Genomic DNA, 18,718 nt, shown 5'->3' with positions numbered 1-18,718 from the left:
ACGTGAAATCGCCCCTTTGGGCTCAATTTTGGGTGAAAACCAAACCAATGCATATCAAACTTTCAAACTGTCCTTAGCAAGATTATGGAAAAAGGACACACCGCGCTCCAATATTTCATCGTTGAAATTATAGGTCGCCGTATGCAGACCAGAGCTTTCGCCGTTCCCGATCAGGAGATAAGCACCAGCCGACTTCTCCAGCATGAAGGAAAAGTCTTCGCTGCCCATAAATGGTCGGTCCAGCTCTTCAAAAGCATCTTCGCCATAATGCTGCATCACCGTTGCCTTCGCCTGTTCGAATGCCGCCGCATCGTTAATGGTTGCCGGATAGCCGGTCATCCAGTCAAAGCTCACATCAGCGCCATAGCTCGCCGCCTGCATCTTTGCGACCTGTTCGACCTTATCACGCAATGTTTTGCGAATGATCGGGTCGGTGGCACGCATCGAAATTTCAAGCTTGGCCGTATCAGGAATAACATTGCAAACCGCACCCGAATTAAACGCACCGACGGTAATCACGCTGGCCTGATGTGGCGAGACAGTGCGAGAGACGATGGTCTGCAGGGCCATGACAATGCTTGACGCAACCACGATTGGATCAATGGTCTTTTCAGGCTCTGCACCATGTCCGCCACTGCCTTTAACCGTCAATGTCAGTGCATCTATGGAAGCAGCAATCGGGCCTGCCTTGGACGCAAATTTGCCGGCTTCTAAACCCGGCCAGTTATGGAGCGCAAACACCTGATCGCAAGGGAAGCGTTCAAAGAGCCCTTCCTCGATCATGATCTGAGCACCGCCATAATTCTCCTCAGCGGGCTGGAAAATGAAATGAACTGTTCCCGAAAAATCTTCATCCTTTGCGAGCGACCGTGCAGCGCCCAGCAGCATTGCGGTATGACCGTCGTGGCCACAGGCATGCATCTTGCCGGCATTCTTGCTTGTATAAGGCAGACCAGTTTCTTCCAAGATTGGTAGAGCGTCAAAATCAGCGCGGAAGCCTATGGAGCGATTTGAATTGCCCCGGCGCAGAGAGGCAACAATGCCAGTTTTGGCAAGCCCACGGCTCAGTTCATAGCCCCATTCTTGCAGCCGGGATGCAATATAGTCGGAAGTCTCAACTTCCTCTAATCCCAGCTCGGGAATGCTATGCAGATGTCTGCGGATAGCTTTAAGTTCATCCTCAAATGCACCCAATTTTTTATCGGTCATGGTCCCCCCCTTAATTCATGTGCAAGAATTGACGTAGGCGCTGCGACTGCGGATTCTGCATCACGATATCAGGCGAACCGCGCTCTTCAACCAGTCCCTTGTGCAGGAAGATGACTTCGCTCGAAATTTCGCGTGCAAGCGCCATTTCATGTGTCACCATCACCATTGTCCGGCCTTCTTCGGCGAGCTTTTTGATAACCTGTAGTACTTCCGTCACCAGTTCTGGATCAAGTGCAGACGTCGGCTCATCAAACAGCATGACTTCAGGTTTCATAGCGAGCGCGCGTGCAATTGCAGCGCGCTGCTGCTGTCCGCCGGAAAGCTGGGTAGGGTACTGATCGCGTTTAGGCGTGATCCCCACCTTTTCCATCAGAACTTCTGCTTCTGCCAAAGCTTCGGCTTTCGACATGCCCAGAACATGGATCGGTCCTTCAATGATGTTCTCAAGGATCGTGCGATGGGACCAAAGATTAAAGCTTTGAAACACCATTCCCAGACGCGCGCGGACATGTTCAAGCTGACGCGGATCCGCAGCATGTGATTTTCCACCACGTCCGGCCTTGGTGCGGATTACTTCACCCGCAACTGCAATCTCGCCTTCATCTGGAGTTTCCAGATAGTTGATGCAGCGCAGCAAAGTGCTTTTGCCGGAACCACTGCTGCCAATCAGCGATATGACATCGCCTTTCTTTGCTTCAAAAGAGATGCCTTTTAGAACCTCAATACCAGCGAAGCTTTTGTGAATATTTTTGACGGTTAGTGCCATGGGCGTCATTTAAATTGCTCCTGAAACAGATCAGACCATCGACGCGCGTGAGCTGCTCATGCGTCGTTCGATCCAGTTCATGATCCGGGTAAGGATGAACACAACGGTGAAATAGAGGATGCCTGCCGCAATCAACGGCTCGAATATCGACAAGGAACTGCGTTGTAACGCGCGTGCGGTTCCCATCACTTCCATGATCGTAATTGTGGAAGCAAGCGAAGTGGATTTAAGCAGGATGATGAGATCACTGGTCAGAACCGGCATACAATGACGGAATGCCTGCGGCAGGGTGACGCGGCGCAAAATCTTGAACCGGCTCATACCGATGGAAAGCGCTGCTTCGATCTGCCCGCGTGGGATCGAATTGATAGCGCCGCGAATAACCTCGGCATTGTAAGCACCCTGATTGAGGCTCAACGCAAACACCGCATACCACAGACCATCACGCATATATGGCCACAGGAAGCTATGCCTGACCCATGTGCCTGGCAGGATCTGCCCAAGCCCGTAGTATATCAGATAAAGCTGCACCAGAAGCGGCGTACCCCGGAAAATGAAGGTGTAGACAAAGGCTGGCCACTTCAGGATACGACTGTTTGAAAGACGTGCCAGCGCACTCAGCGTACCAAAGATCAGGCCAATAACGCCTGCTGTTGCCGTCAACAGCAGTGTCAGCGGCATTGCCGTGATGAGCGGCGGCAAGAACTCAACGATTTTAGTGATCGATTCCATTATCCGTGTCCCCGGCTCAGGCGTTTTTCAAGCCGTGCAATTATCAGAACTGAAGTCAGTGTGATGCCCAGGAACAGGAATGCGGTGAGACCATAGAAGAACACATATTGCTTGGTGGAGGCAGCCGCGCGGTAGCCCGTATAAAGCAATTCATGAAAGGAACCGAGAACCGAAATGATCGCGCTTTCCTTGGTTATCGAAAGCCAGAGATTGCCGATACCGGGTACGGCATGACGCATCATTTGCGGAAAAGTGACGCGGGTAAATATCTGACGGCGACGCATCCCTATGGATAGTGCTGCTTCGATCTGTCCGCGTGGAATTGCTAGATAAGATGCACGCAAAACTTCGGTCATGAACGCGCCGTTGACAAAAGCCAGCGCAATGATTGCAGCCCAAAAGGCGCTGAACTGGAAATCATTGCCGACAAGGCCTGTCGCCTTGAGAAACCGTTCCGCACCTGTCGCGACAGAGAAATAGAGCAGCAAAATAACAAGCAGCTCCGGCAGAGCCCGAACCACCGTTGTATAGAGATCAGCAATCGCTTTCGTGAATCGGCTTCGCGAAAGCTTCCCCGATGCGGCGGTGAATCCAAAGAAGAATGAGACTGCAAACGCCACGACCGAGACCTGCAAAGTCATCAGAAGTCCGTGTGCAAACTCGTCTCCCCAGCCCTGGTTTCCCCAAGCTAACAGTTGCCAATAAGAATCCATGCAGATTAATCCGATCAAAAAGCCAGACGCTTTGCATGGAGCACCACGCATCCCTATGGACGCAAGAGGGGCGCTCCAGCTCATTGGATCTACGCATCCGGCATTCCAAAGTCGATTTGGACCTTGGACCGGTGCTGCAAGCGAAGGCCGAACGCCGTTATCGGCGTTCGTTTCCCTAAAGGATTACTTCTTCTCGAAAATCCACTTGTCGACCAGTGCCTTGAGTGCACCTTCCTTATCGAGTTCCGCAAGTGCTGCATCGACTTTTTCAAGCGTTGCCGTATCGCCCTTACGGACAGCATAGGCAACGCCTTCACCCAACACAACGCTCTTTGGTGCGACGAGCTTGACTTCATACTCTTCGCCCTGCGGGGTCTGCAGGAAATTCTGCACAAACAGATCCGGCGCAAGCACATAGTCAACGCGACCCGCAACAAGATCGGCAACAGAGTTGTCGGCCGTATCGTAGCTCTTGATCGAGACATCCGGCAGATACTTGGTCATGTAAGCCGATTGGACGCTCGAAGTCTGAACGCCGACAATCTTACCCGACAGAGCTGCCTGATCAACGACTTCACCCGAACCGTCGCTTGCCGCGACAGTACCGACCTTGTCCGTATCCGACTTCGAACCGACGACGACGGTACCTTCGGTGTAGTAAGGTGTGCTGAAATCAACAACCTTGCGGCGTTCATCCGTCACCGAGAAAGCACCGATAATGAAATCGACCTTGTTTTCGGTGAGCGATGGAATAAGACCATCCCATGCCATCGACTTGAATTCGCACTTGTCTGCAAGCTTTTCACAGAGCGTGCGTGAAAGGTCCGCTTCCAGCCCTTCCCATTCACCTGCAGCATTGACCTGTGTGAAAGGCATATATGGCTCGGGCGTCATGCCGAGGCGAAGTTCCGCCTGTGCTGCGCCGGTAGCCAATACAGCAAGCACGATCGCGCCTGCAATTTTCCCTTTAAAACCCACCATGTTCCCGTTCTCCTTATATTTTTTTAGCGGCTCACCTCTTTATTACGGCAAGCACGGGGAATGCATATAGAAAACGGCTCAGGAGCGGGTGCCCCTAAGCCGTCAGACTTACTTGCGATACCAGCGAAGTGACATGCAGGAAAGGCCAGCATCGATCTTGCCAATCTGCGTGGTTTTCAGTGGAACCACGTTGTAACCGCTCTTTTCCAGCAGCTCGATAGTGCGCGGGAAATCGGAACCGACCATCACAACATCATTGACGCGCAATGCATTGGCAGCAGCTTCCTCGCCTTCCGGCACGATCAGCTGGCGAAGACCGGAGAAGACGCCGGACTTTGCGAGGCGGCTCGTGGAGAGAACGGTTTCTTCATCGACCAGTGAGCAGTCGGTTTTGAAATGAAGGACGCCTTCCGGTGTCGAAACAACTTCACCTTTGCGACCGATCCTATCGAGGCTTTCAATAAGCGCTGCTGCACCTGCCTTGTCCGTACGGGCGGAAAGGCCGATCATCACGCTCTTCTGTGTCGTCAGAACGTCGCCACCGTCAGCAAAGCCTGGCTCTGGAAGTTCAACAACAGTGTCGAACATCTGGCGGAGCGTTGGCTCGATAACAGCCGTTTCACCAACGCGCGTTGCTGCGCCCGGACGGAGCAGAATTGCGCCTTCCGTGAAAACGAGTGCTGGATCTTCAACGAAGATGGAATCAGGGAAATCTTCGAGCGGAGGAAGGATCGTGGCCTCAACGCCTGCAGCCTGCATGGCAGCGATATAGGCGTGATGTTCAGCCTTAACGCCTTCATAGGTCGGGTTGCCGGTATCCAGCGCACGAAGACCATTCACCACAGAGCGCGAAGGCTCACGGACGATAATCGAGTTGAACTCATAAACGGGTCTGTTAGAAGACATGGAAGGTTACCCTCAATTTAGCTGGAGCCTATCTACCCGGCTCTTGTTGTTGCGTAAAGCAAATGTGTGCCGTTTGTTGTACGGCGCGAAAGATGAATGCCAGCCAACATGCAGCGGACCGATCCGCCAGCCAGCTCAATCGTCGGAACGGCGAAAGGCAGCAGCTTTGCGGTCTGTTCGATTGTCTTGATCTGATCCTCGCTCAAAGCGGCAAGAGCGCGGGCTGAAAGAGCCAAAACCCGGCCATCCCGGCCTTCCAGTTCAATGGCATTGCCGGCAAACTCGCCAATCTGTTCAGCAGAAAGATGAATGACCGTGCGTCCGATTTCCTGCAGACGATCAACGATCTCCTGACGGCGGCCCGGATCAGTAATCATATCGGTTCCGATCAATGCGTAAGTCGCACCGATGCACATCAGCACATTGGTGTGATAGATCGGCTTGCCGGACAAATCGACCGCGTCAAACACCATTGGCTCAAAGTTGAAATGTGTGCAGAAACGCTCGAGCGCCACTTCATTGGTGCGATTGGAACGGACTGCATAGGCCACACGACCAATATGGTCGAGCACCATGGCGCCCGTACCTTCGAGATAGAAGTGATCGCGCTCCAGACCCGAATAATCGATGACATCCTGAACGCGATAGTCGCGCTTGAGCATTTCGATCACATCATGGCGGCGTTCTTTCTGACGGCTTTCCGAAAACATCGGATAGATGGCAACATGTCCGCCCGCATGGGTGGAGAACCAGTTATTTGGGAAGACGGAATCGGGCAAGGCGTGGGTTTCGTCTTCAAAAAGATGAACCGTTACGCCCGCATCAGCCAATCCCTCGGCCATGAGCGTTACCTCATCGAAAGCAGCTTTCGCCAGCACTTCAGCGGAGCGACGTTCGTCGACGGACTGAAACGCATTATCCTTTGCGGTTTGCGCATTGGGGGTAAAATGATGTGGTCGGATCATAACGACCGATTTCGGGCTCTGGACAGACGGCCTGCTCATTCTCAGACTATTCTCACTGCTAAAGCATGCCACAAAAGACATGCATAAAAACAAAGATTTAAAGCGCTTATCGCTTCACCAGCGGGAGCGAATTTGGCATAGGTTGCGCCATGAACTTTGGTAGCCCGATCAGGTCGCTCTGCCTGCTCTCCAACCTACTCCACACGCTCCTCCATCAGCACCCCGATAGGCAGAATAGGAGGGCATAAAGTTAGTTAAAATTGTAAAAGTGTCGGATGATTTGTAAAAATTCTGGCAATTTGCACAGTCGAACTATAAAAAGTGTTATGCATATTTTCGATGATCTGGATCATAAGCTGATTGCCATTTTGCGGGAGGACGGACGTGCGCCGCTCTCAAAATTGGCGACTATTCTTGGCGTTTCACGCGGAACCGTTCAGGCACGCCTCGATCGGCTGTTGGAAACTGGTGCAGCATTAGGCTTCACGATCCGAGTTCGGCAGGATTACGATGATGGGGTTGTGCATGCGATCATGCTGATCGAGGTGCAAGGCCGATCAACAACCAAGGTGATCAAGCTCTTGCGGGGATTACCGCAGATACGCACGTTGCATACGACAAACGGTTCATGGGATCTGGTGGCAGAAATCCATGCAGAAAGCCTGCACGAATTCGATCGTGTCTTGCGTGAAGTACGAACGATCGAAGGTGTGCTGAACAGCGAAACCAGCATTTTGCTCAGTAGCGTCTAGCAGGCTGTTGAAAAATCCTCTCGCTTAATCTGCGTTCGCGGGAATCACTGGGTTCGACGGGATTCGGGGATGATGGATGCGCGGCAGCGATGTTCGGACGCCACCATCTTGAGAAACACAAAATCAAACCCGAGGGAATCTCATGGCGATTCCGAGTAACGCTGACAGACTCTAAGGTCGGTATTGTTGAGTTCCAAAGACTGCAGCGGATTTACCCGTGTGCGTTAATGACGGCCCAAAAGGCCGCGCCGTAGCGTTCGAGCTTTGTATCGCCGACACCAGGCACATCGGCCATCTGGATGCGTGAGGCTGGCCTGGTAGTGGCCGAAGCGGCTAATGCGCTCATCTTCGACGCCAAGAAGGACATCGATAATATAGGCTTGTCCGAACCGTTCCCCGGTTCTGTGAATGCAGGACAATATTTTCTGCGCGGCTATTGTCCCATCGAAGAGGGTTGGTGGTTCGGCGCAGGTATCGCAATTGCCGCATGGTTCGCATCGATCACCGAAATAAGACAACAGCATCTGTCTGCGACAGTTTGCGGTTTCGGCGAACCCAAAACTGTGCCGAGTTCTGCCGCTCCATCCGCTTGCGCTGATCGGGCGCGTCGGATTCTTCGATGAAGCAACTACGCAGGACGATATCGTCATAACCGTAGAGCATCATCGCCTCGGCTGGAAGTCCGTCGCGCCCCGCACGCCCTGTCTCCTGATAATAGGCTTCGATGCTTCCCAGCAGATCGATATGGGCGACGAAGCGGACATCCAGTTTGTCGATGCCCATCCCAAAGGCAATCGTTGCCACCATGATGACCGCCTCGTCATGGTGGAATCGTGCCTGGTTCGCCTCACGTGCAGACTTTTCCATGCCGCTGTGATAGGAGAGAGCATCGTAACCTAGGTTGCGCAGCCATTCGGCCGTTTCTTCCGTCTTCCGTTTCGAGAGACAGTAAACGATGCCGCTTTCGTCCTGGTGATCCTGTAGAAAACGTTTCAACTGCGCGCAGGGATTGTTCCTTCTCCATGATCGCGTAGCAAATATTGGGACGGTCGAAACCGGCGATAAAGGCATCGCACTTGTCAATCTGCAGTTGCGACAGGATTTCCGCACGTGTCGGCTCGTCGGCGGTGCTTCAGCCAGAGACAGACAACCTTCCACGGGTCGTTGAGGTTGGAGGTTCTCTCGATCCAGCTCCCGGCGGGCTATCAGGTAACAGTGCAGAAGCCGGTTGGCTGATACAGCTTATTGCCGCGCCCCGCTACCTGCTCAACGCCATTACCAGTCAGTCTGATGCTGAAATGAATCCATTCGTCAGCGCCGGTTGCCTGACGCTGATATTGCAGTGACGGCAATGGAATTGGACAACTCGAGCCGGTGAACGCAACCGCATCCGGGGCGAACTGAATCAAATCCTGTATAAAGGTATTGCTCCCGGAGGAAACCGTGAGGAACAGGCCACGATCATCATCGTAATATGCGCCTAATGGCTCGGGCTCAATCCCGTAACGCTCAGTTGCGGTACGTCGATCAAACAATTCCTCACAATCAACCAACCAGCCGGCTTGACTGCTCATTGCAATTCCTGTCGTCCAACCCTCTTTCTGGTCAAAGTACCCCATTTTTCAAATATCTCAATCAACATCACACACAACCGCGTCAAGTCGGCCGGCAGTCGAATAAGCAATCACAGAACTAGCATCTGCTTTTTAGATGCCGCGACAATATTGGAGGAGGAATCGGCTCGTTCTTTGCGTTAGGAGATTTGTCGTAAACTCACGATGATACGGTTCATCGCGGTTTCCAAACATTTTGGTTTTGAATTGCATCAAAGCTTGGTGGTATGAAATTTAGTGAGCGGGGCTGATCTGTTTCCAAGTTAAAGCTTGAACCAAGACATGCTCAACCCGCCTTGGATGTTTGCGGATCGCGACTTCGCTGATAACCAGTCAAGAATCGTGACGAATTTCCGGTTCGTTTAGCTTGAATGGGGTCGCGCAGTCATACTTCGACTGCTAGAATGCTACTATTCTCCACTGAGCGCCACGTCTAGACAGCATGAGACCTCGCATTGCAGCCTTCGCTTAAAGACAGGTGTTGTGAAGCCGAAAGTAATCGCATCAGGAATTTGCTTTTTTAAAGGAAAGCATTCGACTAATTGGCACGTGTTTCCGGTTCCACTCAACAAGCTGACTAACAGCGGGAATGATGTCCAGCTTCCTGCCAATTTAAGAGACGGCTTGTTTGGCCTAACCCCGGATTGAAGGCGTTGGTTGGGTCCAGGTCCCGATAAAACTGCTTGAGGCTTTCCTCAGCCTCATAGAGATGCCCAACATTATGTTCGGCGGGATACTTCGCTCCGCGTTCCTCCAGCAGGGCAAGAATTGCCTTCTTCAAAGCCTCGCAATCCTCCCCCTTCTTGACCAGATATTCCTGATGCAGAACGTGGCAGAAGAAGTGCCCGCAATACATGGTGACATCGATTTTCTTTTCGATTTCGGCAGGCAAGCGTTCGAACCAGTCGAGCGTGTTGCGCGGCAAGGCAATATCGAGGGCTACGATATCTTCCACTGTCTTTGCATGAACCGCGCGATACCGTACCACCGAACCGCCGACAGCAAACCGATTGAGGAAAGCCGCCTTGCCTTCTTCGTCGGTGCACTCGAAAAAATCCCCATGCGTGGTTGGAAAGCGTTCGGCCAGATAGCGGCGCGCTTCATCGATTCCCTCGTTACCCATTTTCAAAAGCAGGTGATGTTCGTAACCGTCTCGGAAACTGTTGAGCCTGATTGGCAGATGATCGGGCAACAGACCGGTTACGAATTGCAAGAGGCGATCGCTGATTGCGCTGCCGAGGCGAAGCTTTTCCGTTATGCCGTCAAAACGGCTCTTGATGCTGAAAGCCAATGGGATTTTGTCTGTACCAAAGGTCTGGAGGAACAGGAAGAGGTCCTTGCCATAGCGTCGTGACAGATCATAGGCTGAGCGATGCATATATTCGCCCGCAATGGGAAGATTTTCGAAGGTTGAAAGCATATCGCGACGAATGCTTTCCAATTCTTCTGGATCGTTGGAACCGATGTAGAAAACCTGCGTCTCGTCGTCGGCCTGAAATGTGTCGATCCGCAATGCGAATATTGCAAGCTTGCCCGCCGATCCCGACGCTTCATAGAGCCTACGTGGATCGGCGTTATAACGTGCCGGCGTGGTGGCCGAAATATCGCGCACATGATTGCAATATTCGTGATCCGAGGCACAGAGGTTCGAAGATTGGTCTACGTTGGCAGCGGGAATCTCACCTTTATCCAGTCTGCCCAATATTTCTTCAGCTGTGTTCCCCAGATCGATACCAAGATGATTGACGAGTTTCAAATCGCCGTTGGCATCAATGCGGGCGAACAGGGCAAGTTGTGTATATGCTGGTCCACGTCTTATCAGCGATCCGCCGGAATTATTGCATATTCCACCAGTAACTGAAGCACCGATACAACTAGAGCCGATCACCGAATGCGGCTCTCTTCCGAAGGGACGCAGAGACTTTTCGAGCTGATCAAGGGTGACGCCGGGTTGTGAAACGACTTGCGCGCCCTGAGCAATCAGATCGAGGCGGCGCAGACGCAGCGTATTGATGATGACCACTTTCCGGTCATAGCCTTCGGGAACCGGCGTTGAGCCACCGGTCAATCCGGTATTTGCTGCCTGACAGATGATAATCGTTCCCGCCTTGTGGCATGATTCAAGCACATGCCACATTTCCAGAAGCGTGCCCGGACGCACAACTGCAAGAGCCTTACCTCCACCATAGCGATAACCTTGGCGAAATCGCCGGGTTTGCGTATCGCCGGTCAAGACATGGCGACGACCGACGATACGGCGAAGTTTTTCGACGAGATCAATCATGCTTGTTTAATTCCTGCAGGCAGCAACTAATGCGGGTCAAGCAAAGTAGCGCACCCTGATTGCATCGATGGCAACGGCAATAAAGATCATAAAACCGCCAATCATGCCGACATAGAAGGAGGGAATATTTATGATCGCCAGTCCGACCTGAATGACGGTGAGGAGCAGAACGCCTCCGAGAATCCCAACCACATTTCCCCGTCCGCCGAAAACGCTGACGCCACCGATGATTGGTGCGGCGATTGCATAGAGAAGATAGCTGGAGCCTTGGTTCGATGTGATTGCCATCTGCCAAGAGGCCAGGAGAAAGCCGGCCACGCCTGCCAGGAAGCCGGAGATCGTATAGGCGATGATCTTGATACGGTCCACCCGAATACCTGCGGAATTGGATGCCTGCGGGTTACCGCCAACTGCATAGATGGAGCGTCCAAGAATGGTCATGCGCAGCAAGACGCCGATCACAATCAGAGCGACAACGAAAATCAACGGCATGACGGGCCATCCGGCAACCGACGCCTGACCAATCCAGACATATCCGTCGGACAGATTGGTCAGAGTCTTGCCTTGTGTCAGAGCCAGGAGCGCCCCTTGCAGGATGATCATCATTGATAACGTCTGGATGAGCGAGACCATTCGCAGCTTGGTGATACAAAGGCCATTGAAGAAACCGGTGAGTGTTGCAATCGCGACGCCAGCAAGCATGGCGGGAAACCAAGGCATTCCGAGATTGGAATAGGCCAGTGCGCCAATTGCGGACGAAAATCCGAGATTAGCCGGAATCGACAGGTCGATCTCCGCCACGAGCAACGGCAGTGCTACTGCCAAGCCCAGCATTCCCAGAACCGTCGCTTGAACCATGATGTTTTGCATGTTCATCACGGTCAGGAAGAACTCATTGAACAGCCCGAAACCGAGGACCAGCGCCACCAGCCAGATCCACACAACATTGTGCAGAATCCAGCCGACAATATTATGTGTCGCTTTTTCGTTAGGCTTGACCTCTTTCGGCGCGGTGGCCGTCATGACATTGCTCATTTCACTTATTCCTTTACCGATGATGCGCTCACGCCTGCGAAAGGCGGCGCAGATTGTCGGTGGTGATGTCGTCACCCGTCACGATCTCCTCGATCGAGCCGTGACGGAATACGCAGACACGGTCGACTGCGCGCACCAGCTCGTCCGTATCGGTCGAGACAATAATAACGCTGACGCCCTTGTTGCTGAGTTCATCGATGATGCGCAAAACGTCCTGCTTGACGCCGACATCAATACCGCGTGTCGGCTCGTCGAGGATAAGAAGCCTTGGTTGTGTTGCAAGAACACGACCGAGACATACCTTCTGCTGGTTACCACCACTCAGCGTATCGACGGCTGCGGCAGCGCTTCGCGCCTTGATACCCATGCTGGAGAAATATCCGCTGCACAGACGCGCTTCCTCGTCGCGTTTGACAAAACCGAGGACCGCGCGCCGATCGAGTGATGAAAGTGCGATATTTTCAGCGATCGACAAATGGCCGACAACGCCATCCTTGCGTCGATCGTCGGACAAATAGGCGACACCCTTGCTGAAAGCTGCCTTTGGATGCTGCGGGAGACTTTCCTGTGGTCCACCGGCAAAGCTGATCGCTCCAGCCGACGCCCGGTTAAGGCCGAAGATCGCGCGCGCAAGTTCTTTTGCGCCGGCGCCCGGCAGGCCGGTAAAGCCGACGATTTCGCCTGGCCGGATATCGAGCTCATCCAGATCGACATGATGGGCCACAACACCTCGCAGGCTTATTGCCGGGGCTTGAGAACCGAACGTTTTGCGCTCACGCTGAAACAGGTCGAGTCCGCGCCCGAGCACCAGTTCAGACAATTGCTCGGACGTCATCGCCTGTACGTCCTGGCTGCCGCCGGCGAGAAAACCGTCGCGCAGGACCGAAACCGCATCGCAGATTTCGAGAATCTCGTCATTATAATGCGAGATGAAAATGAAGGTGACACCTTCGCTCTTCAACTGATGCATGAAATCAAACAGTTGCCGGCGATCGGGAACAGTCAGGGCGGCAGTCGGTTCATCGAGAATGATGACTTTACCGCCGGAGAACATGGCGCGCAGGATATTGAGCTTGCGTCTTGCAACAGCGTTGAGCCTGCCGGCATTCACGGCTGGATCAATTCCGGAATCTTTCAGCATGCGTGCAGCGTCCGCCTTCAGTTTCTTCCAGCGCACGAAACCGCCTCGCGAAGGCCAGATGCCCAGCATCAGATTTTCGGAGGCGGAGATGTGATCGATGATCATCGGCTCCTGTGTGACCAGAAAGACGCCGGCTTCTTCCATGGCCTTGACGTCTGCACCCTGTACCGGTTCGCTATTGAGATAGATTGTTCCGCTGCTGGGCGTGCGCTGCCCGGAGATGATGCCAACCAGCGTGCTTTTGCCGGCACCGTTTTCGCCGAGCAGTCCGTGGATACTGCCGCGGCGAATATCGAGGCTGACGGAGTGCAGGGCCGTAAAGGTTCCATATCGTTTGGTAACGTTGTCGACGCGCAAGGCAATGCTGCTTTCGCCAGCATCTTTGTCGCGCCCATTTGTCTGGATGTTTGTCATGATACTCCTCCATCGCCTGCGACCGCACGCCAATCACATGCGAAACGACGCCCACCCTTGTTGCGCGGGCGTCGCATTTCATGTTCAGGTATAGGGAACGCCCCATTCCTTTTCTGCGACATAGCCCCAGTGGCGCTTGTCGGCGGCATTGTCGCCGTTGATGACGAAAGGCGGAATGATGAGGGTTGGACCGGTATCGCCCTTGACGATCTCGCCTTTCTCCCAGAAATATTTCTTGTTTTCATAAGTGCCGAGCGGCACTTCCTCGCCCTTCATTGCGTGCTTTTCCAAGAGTTCGACAGCTATCTCGCCATAGGCGATAGGGTCTTGTGACACGCAGGCATCCATGTACCCGTCCTGAATGCCTCTGACTGCAACCGGTTCGCCATCGATGGTGACGAAAATTACGTGGCCTTCCTCACCTACCTTTTTCCAGCGATTTTTCTGCTGCAGGGCAGTTGTGATGCCGCGTGCGGGGGAGTCGCTGGGGGCATGAACGGCATCAAGATCGGGATGTTCGGAAAGCGTCGACAACGTCACGGAAAGCATTTGATCGAGCTGACCTTCGGTGGGTCGACTGATATAGGTAATATCAGGACACTTGGCGAATTCGGCGTCCATACCTTCCTTGCGTTGACGCCAGGCAACGCTTGCAAGTGCTCCATAGCAATTGAGGACCTTGCCGCGCGGGCTGCCGTGCTTTTTGGTCAACCGGTCGATAATCTCGCGTGCGGCCATGACGCCGCCCTGGTAATTGTCGAAGCTGACGGTGATGGCGACATCCCCACCATCTGCAGGCGTATCAATGATGGCGACGGGTATCTTTTTCTGATTGTAGCGGCGGATCGCGCTGACGATCGCCTGACTGTCAATCGGATCGGCGACGAGACCGGCGGGCTGCGACAGCATCAGGCTCTGCCACTGTTCAAGCTGTTTGGTATTGTCGAAATTGGCATTGGTGGCTTGGAAGGACCATTTGCGGCTTTCGACGGCACGCTTTACCGCTTCTTCCTCGATAACGAAGAAATAATAATCAAGGCTTTTGTTGCTGAACGGCAGGAACACGCGATCCTGCGCGAAAGCCGAGCGTCCGGCAAATGTCGCTGCTCCCAGTGCAAGTCCCCCTGCCAGAACTTGACGTCGCTTGAGTTTGAGATCGATACCCATATTCACCTCCCGAGGTATGCTGATATAGTTTCACTACATATGAAGTAAGCTTGTCAAGCTGTTTCAAAAAGATTCTGGCTGAACAGCGCTTTTCAAGGCAACAGATAGGCATTTTTTACAAAATCTGATGGCCGCCGCAGCCTGGGTAGGCTGCAGTGATATTAGTTAAGTTGAAGTTTTACTAGATTAACGCATCTTGACGTAGGACGTACCGTCGAGACAACCGACCACCATACCGACGGATTCGCGAGTAAACAGACCGTTTTCGACGACGCCGGGTATGCGATTGAGTTCAGTTTCGAGCGGTGCTGGTTTGGCGATCGAACCGCATTTGCAATCGAGGATGAAATTGCCGCTATCGGTTACCACGGGCTGACCGTCACGCATGCGGCGGGTGATCCCCGCAGTAATCCCGTGCTCCTGCAAAATGCGATCCACCATACGTTCGGTCTGTTTCCACGCAAACTGAACAACCTCCACGGGGAGAGGAAAGGCGCCGAGCGTAGCCACGATTTTTGTTTCGTCGCAAACCGTAATCATCTGTTTTGATGCATGTGCGATAATCTTTTCCCACAACAGGCACGCGCCGCCACCCTTGATCATGTTGAACTGATGGTCGATCTCGTCAGGCCCGTCGACGGTGAGATCGATCTCACCAATTTCGTTTGGATCCGTAATGGCGATCCCCACTTCCCGCGCGACATCGATTGTCGAACGTGACGTCGTGGTGCAGGTCAGATTCATGCCATCGGCCACATATTTGCCTAGCTCCCGCACGAAGAAATGCGAGGTGGTGCCCGATCCAAGGCCAAGCTTCATGCCGTCTCGCACAAATTCCTCAATGACCCGGCGGCCTGCGACTTTCTTGGCTTCATTCTGCTCTGCGGACATTTGTCTTTCCTGCCGATTGGCCGGAGCCGTTATGAACGACTGCGGCGGTTGTTTAGATCGTTAGTCCCGTATCTTGTCTGTCAGCCAAGAATCGAGGGCTGGCAGTTGATCGGGAAATTCACTGCCGCTTGACACTGCAATTGCCGTGACGAGCATGTTGACGACGAGATGATGATTGAGGCGCGATGCGAGCGGTGTCATCAACTCGGTCTGATCGTAGGGACGAACGGCAATCAGCGCGTCCGTGACACGGGCGAGCGGACTTTCGGCTGCGGTGATCGATACGACACGCGCGCCTCCTGCTCTTGCTGCAATGGCCAGCTCCACCATCTGCTTGGTGTGACCAGACTGCGAAAAGATCAGCGCGACTTCGTGCGGTCGCGAACCTTCGACATGCATCCACTGCTTCTTGCGCCCCATGACGGCAGCACACCGCATGCCGAGCCGCTGGAACTTGTGTTCGGCGTCAATCGCTGTGACTTCGGAAATACCGCTGGCGTAGATACCGGTCCATGCGGCATCGCGCAAAAGCAGGGCAGCCTGTTCAACCTGCTGAGGAATGAGATCCTCCAGAGCACGCTGGATGGCGTTAAGGGAATTGCGACAAGTCTTGCGGACAATATTTTCTATGCCGTCATTGGGGATGATCTGTTCATAGGCGAAGGGTGCAGAAGGAACGAGGCTTTGCGCCAGATGCAGTTTGAAATCCTGATAGCCATCGAAACCGAATCGGCGACAAAAGCGCATGATAGTCGGATCACTGACCGAACAGCGCTCGGACAGTTTGGCCATGCTCATATGAATGACCTCGCCCGGGGACGTGCTCACAAATTCGGCGATACGCCGTTCGGCGGCCCCCATTCCGTCTGTTTCATGGAATATGCGCTGTAACAGGCTGACCGTCATGAAATTCGTTCCTTCGTCGTCTCACTATTTAATGAGAGCGATACTCCATGAGATCGGCGATACGTGCAAGTCGTTGATGCGGCTCGACATTTACATCCGCTCCACCGCCCCACGGCACGACGAAGAAAGTGGCCCCCGCGCGCTCCGCCGTCGCCTTGTCGACATTGGTGTCACCGACATAGGCCCAGTTGGCACCGTTTAGATTCATGCGCTCAACAACGGCGCGCAGATGGCCGGGATCGGGCTTGCAGGCTGGCACCGCATCTGCACCAACTGCCACCTCGATGAGGCGATCGAGCTCGAGGATTTTCAGAATTTCCTGAGTCAAGGCGTGGGGCTTGTTGGTGCAGATGCCCAGCCTGAAACCGGCAGCATGCAGGCTTTGCAGATCTTCGCGAACGTGGCTGAAGAAACGTGTCTTCTCGGCCGGATTGCGATGATAGTTTTCGATATAGCTTTGAACCGCGGCGTCCACGGTTGCATCGTCGAAGGGCAGGCCCTGATCAATGAATATGTCCTTCAACAGGCGGCGCGGACCATTGCCGATAAAGGTTTCGACATAGTCGACGGATAGTGCCGGCCAGCCCTTGGACACCATATAGACATTCACCGCTGCGGTGATGTCCGGCGCACTATCGATCAGCGTTCCATCCAGATCGAAGATCAAAGCTGAATATTGTTTCATAATTCGAAAAATCCTTTGGTTGGGCCTGTTCGACAGTCAGCCAGCAAAAACGGGATCGCCGAGAGCGTGGAAGCTCCGAGAAAGTGCAGGATAAAGCCCTCGATAGATTTCATGTGCCTTGTGATAGACAGCACTATCAGCACGATCGGCCTTCTGACACGTCAATTCACGCAAGATGCCAGCTGCCTCGGTCGCGTCCTTCCAGACGCCCACTCCCACTCCAGCCACCAGCGCCGCACCAAAAGCGCCGCCTTCCGCAGCGCCTTCCGTCGTCACCACATCACAACCGAACATGTCGGCCTGAATCTGTCGCCACAATGGCGATCGGGCGCCACCGCCAGATGCCTTGATCACCCGACCCTCGATCCCCATGGATTTCATCAGCGCATGCATGTCATAAAAAGCGTGAACCACGCCTTCCATGACACTGCGTGAGACATCGCCAAGTGTGTGGCGTGCTGTGAGACCGATGATGCCACCGCGTGCTGCGGGATCTGGATGCGGACAACGTTCACCGTTGAGATAAGGCAGAAATAATAGTCCGCGTGCACCTGGTGTGCTGGAGGCAGCAGCTTTTGCTACCGCATCGAAGGTAAGATCGTCACCATGCCCGGTTTCGGCAAGGATTGACCGGAACCAGCCCATTGCTCCGCCCGCATTCAGGGACACGCCCATGGCATGCCATTTGGCAGGGGCGACATTGCAGAACATCTGGATGCGACCATCTGCGCTTGTGACAGGCGTATCCAAGGCTGTTGCCAGAATGCCAGCAGTACCGATTGTTGTTTGCAACTGACCGGGTTCGATGACGCCTGAACCAATGGTCTGAATGACACTGTCACCGCCGCCGCCCGCCACAGGTACCCCTGCCGGAAGCCCGAATAGTGCTGCGCCAGAAGCGTTGATGCGCCCGGAAATCTCATGAGATTCATGGCAATTAGGTAAGAAAGAAGGGTTGATATCGAGCGCCTCAATCAACCCCGATGCCCATTTGCGTTGTCGCACATCGAAAAGCCCGGTGCCAGACGCATCCGATACTTCCGTTGCAAGTTCTCCCGTCAAAACCAGTCGCAAATAATCTTTGGGATTGAGCACATGATGCAGTTTTGCAAACAGATCCGGTTCATGATTTTTCATCCAGACGATTTTGCCGCCGGTATAACCGACCAGCATGCGATTGCCCGTCTGGCCGATCAGAGCATCCAGTCCGCCAGCCTTTGCTGTGATTTCCTCCACTTCAGCAGCGTTGCGCTGATCGTTCCACAAGATTGCCGGGCGCAGAATTTTTCTATTTTGGTCGAGCGGTGTAAGGCCATGCATCTGCCCTGAAAGGCCGACACAGAGAAGTTCAATCTCCCGGTATTGCGCTATCACGCTTGCCACTGCCTTGCGCGCACCCTCGATCCAAAGGGCGGGATCTTGTTCGGTCCAGCCGGCACGAGGCTGCGACAGCGCGTAGGTTGCGGTACTGGAGGCCAGAATATCGCCTTCGACGGACACTAGCAGCGCTTTGCAGCCCGAAGTTCCAATGTCGATACCTAGAAGTGCGGAAGTCATG

The 18,718-nt window shown here is 53.7% G+C and carries 18 protein-coding genes and 1 pseudogene; 1 reads left to right on the top strand and 18 read right to left on the bottom strand.

What is annotated here, in order from left to right; all coding sequences use genetic code 11:
- Positions 1-54: 54 nt before the first annotated feature.
- The 7 genes from JNC70_RS19450 to ctlX form a co-directional block, all read right to left on the bottom strand.
- Positions 55-1,209, bottom strand: coding sequence for a M20 aminoacylase family protein (locus JNC70_RS19450; RefSeq protein WP_374788860.1), 1,155 nt, complete (start codon positions 1,207-1,209; stop codon positions 55-57).
- A 10-nt stretch (positions 1,210-1,219) separates the two neighbouring features.
- The gene (locus JNC70_RS19445) at positions 1,220-1,984 is read right to left on the bottom strand and encodes an ABC transporter ATP-binding protein (protein WP_104756993.1); all 765 of its coding nucleotides are present in this window, start codon (positions 1,982-1,984) and stop codon (positions 1,220-1,222) included.
- A gap of 21 nt (positions 1,985-2,005) precedes the next feature.
- The gene (locus JNC70_RS19440) at positions 2,006-2,707 is read right to left on the bottom strand and encodes an ABC transporter permease (RefSeq protein ID WP_104756994.1); all 702 of its coding nucleotides are present in this window, start codon (positions 2,705-2,707) and stop codon (positions 2,006-2,008) included.
- Positions 2,707-3,420 carry an ABC transporter permease gene (locus tag JNC70_RS19435; RefSeq protein ID WP_104756995.1) on the bottom strand — a complete coding sequence of 238 codons (714 nt, stop codon included), beginning with the start codon at positions 3,418-3,420 and terminating at the stop codon, positions 2,707-2,709. Before JNC70_RS19435 ends, JNC70_RS19440 begins: the two co-directional genes overlap by 1 nt.
- A gap of 183 nt (positions 3,421-3,603) precedes the next feature.
- Positions 3,604-4,401 carry a transporter substrate-binding domain-containing protein gene (locus tag JNC70_RS19430; protein WP_104756996.1) on the bottom strand — a complete coding sequence of 266 codons (798 nt, stop codon included), beginning with the start codon at positions 4,399-4,401 and terminating at the stop codon, positions 3,604-3,606.
- 108 nt (positions 4,402-4,509) lie between these two features.
- Positions 4,510-5,307, bottom strand: a complete 798-nt coding sequence (locus JNC70_RS19425; RefSeq protein ID WP_104756997.1) for a dimethylarginine dimethylaminohydrolase family protein — start codon at positions 5,305-5,307, stop codon at positions 4,510-4,512.
- Positions 5,308-5,339: 32 nt separating this feature from the next.
- On the bottom strand, positions 5,340-6,311 hold the full coding sequence (gene ctlX / locus JNC70_RS19420) for a citrulline utilization hydrolase CtlX (protein ID WP_104756998.1): 972 nt from the start codon (positions 6,309-6,311) through the stop codon (positions 5,340-5,342).
- 287 nt (positions 6,312-6,598) lie between these two features.
- On the opposite strand from ctlX, the gene JNC70_RS19415 reads away from it, so the two are divergent.
- Positions 6,599-7,024 carry an Lrp/AsnC family transcriptional regulator gene (locus JNC70_RS19415; RefSeq protein ID WP_104756999.1) on the top strand — a complete coding sequence of 142 codons (426 nt, stop codon included), beginning with the start codon at positions 6,599-6,601 and terminating at the stop codon, positions 7,022-7,024.
- A gap of 211 nt (positions 7,025-7,235) precedes the next feature.
- Here the strand turns inward: JNC70_RS19415 and JNC70_RS19410 are convergent, their stop codons facing one another.
- The 11 genes and pseudogenes from JNC70_RS19410 to xylB all read right to left on the bottom strand — a co-directional run bounded on the left by JNC70_RS19410 (position 7,236) and on the right by xylB (position 18,717).
- Positions 7,236-7,319, bottom strand: a complete 84-nt coding sequence (locus tag JNC70_RS19410; protein ID WP_245414805.1) for a hypothetical protein — start codon at positions 7,317-7,319, stop codon at positions 7,236-7,238.
- Positions 7,320-7,344: 25 nt separating this feature from the next.
- A pseudogene (locus JNC70_RS19405) lies at positions 7,345-8,156 on the bottom strand (RecQ family ATP-dependent DNA helicase); the annotation flags it as partial.
- 73 nt (positions 8,157-8,229) lie between these two features.
- Positions 8,230-8,598: a hypothetical protein gene (locus tag JNC70_RS19400; protein ID WP_146097132.1), complete on the bottom strand. Its 369-nt coding sequence runs from the start codon at positions 8,596-8,598 to the stop codon at positions 8,230-8,232.
- Between the two features lie 616 nt (positions 8,599-9,214).
- Positions 9,215-10,921: a D-lactate dehydrogenase gene (gene dld, locus JNC70_RS19395; RefSeq protein ID WP_104757001.1), complete on the bottom strand. Its 1,707-nt coding sequence runs from the start codon at positions 10,919-10,921 to the stop codon at positions 9,215-9,217.
- Positions 10,922-10,957: 36 nt separating this feature from the next.
- Positions 10,958-11,956, bottom strand: a complete 999-nt coding sequence (locus tag JNC70_RS19390) for an ABC transporter permease (RefSeq protein WP_104757002.1) — start codon at positions 11,954-11,956, stop codon at positions 10,958-10,960.
- A gap of 28 nt (positions 11,957-11,984) precedes the next feature.
- Positions 11,985-13,511 carry a sugar ABC transporter ATP-binding protein gene (locus tag JNC70_RS19385; protein ID WP_104757003.1) on the bottom strand — a complete coding sequence of 509 codons (1,527 nt, stop codon included), beginning with the start codon at positions 13,509-13,511 and terminating at the stop codon, positions 11,985-11,987.
- Positions 13,512-13,595: 84 nt separating this feature from the next.
- The gene (locus tag JNC70_RS19380; RefSeq protein WP_104757004.1) at positions 13,596-14,678 is read right to left on the bottom strand and encodes a sugar ABC transporter substrate-binding protein; all 1,083 of its coding nucleotides are present in this window, start codon (positions 14,676-14,678) and stop codon (positions 13,596-13,598) included.
- A gap of 186 nt (positions 14,679-14,864) precedes the next feature.
- A complete protein-coding gene (gene rpiA, locus JNC70_RS19375; protein WP_104757005.1) occupies positions 14,865-15,569 on the bottom strand; it encodes a ribose-5-phosphate isomerase RpiA in 705 nt (234 codons plus the stop codon).
- Between the two features lie 60 nt (positions 15,570-15,629).
- The gene (locus JNC70_RS19370; protein ID WP_078341184.1) at positions 15,630-16,475 is read right to left on the bottom strand and encodes a MurR/RpiR family transcriptional regulator; all 846 of its coding nucleotides are present in this window, start codon (positions 16,473-16,475) and stop codon (positions 15,630-15,632) included.
- 28 nt (positions 16,476-16,503) lie between these two features.
- Positions 16,504-17,160, bottom strand: coding sequence for an HAD-IA family hydrolase (locus JNC70_RS19365; RefSeq protein ID WP_104757006.1), 657 nt, complete (start codon positions 17,158-17,160; stop codon positions 16,504-16,506).
- Between the two features lie 36 nt (positions 17,161-17,196).
- The gene (gene xylB / locus JNC70_RS19360) at positions 17,197-18,717 is read right to left on the bottom strand and encodes a xylulokinase (protein ID WP_104757007.1); all 1,521 of its coding nucleotides are present in this window, start codon (positions 18,715-18,717) and stop codon (positions 17,197-17,199) included.
- Position 18,718: the final 1 nt, after the last annotated feature.

Source organism: Brucella oryzae, assembly GCF_041929965.1.
Classification (GTDB): domain Bacteria; phylum Pseudomonadota; class Alphaproteobacteria; order Rhizobiales; family Rhizobiaceae; genus Brucella; species Brucella oryzae.
Note: the sequence above shows the minus strand (reverse complement) of the source record. Positions and strands in the feature narration are given on the sequence as shown.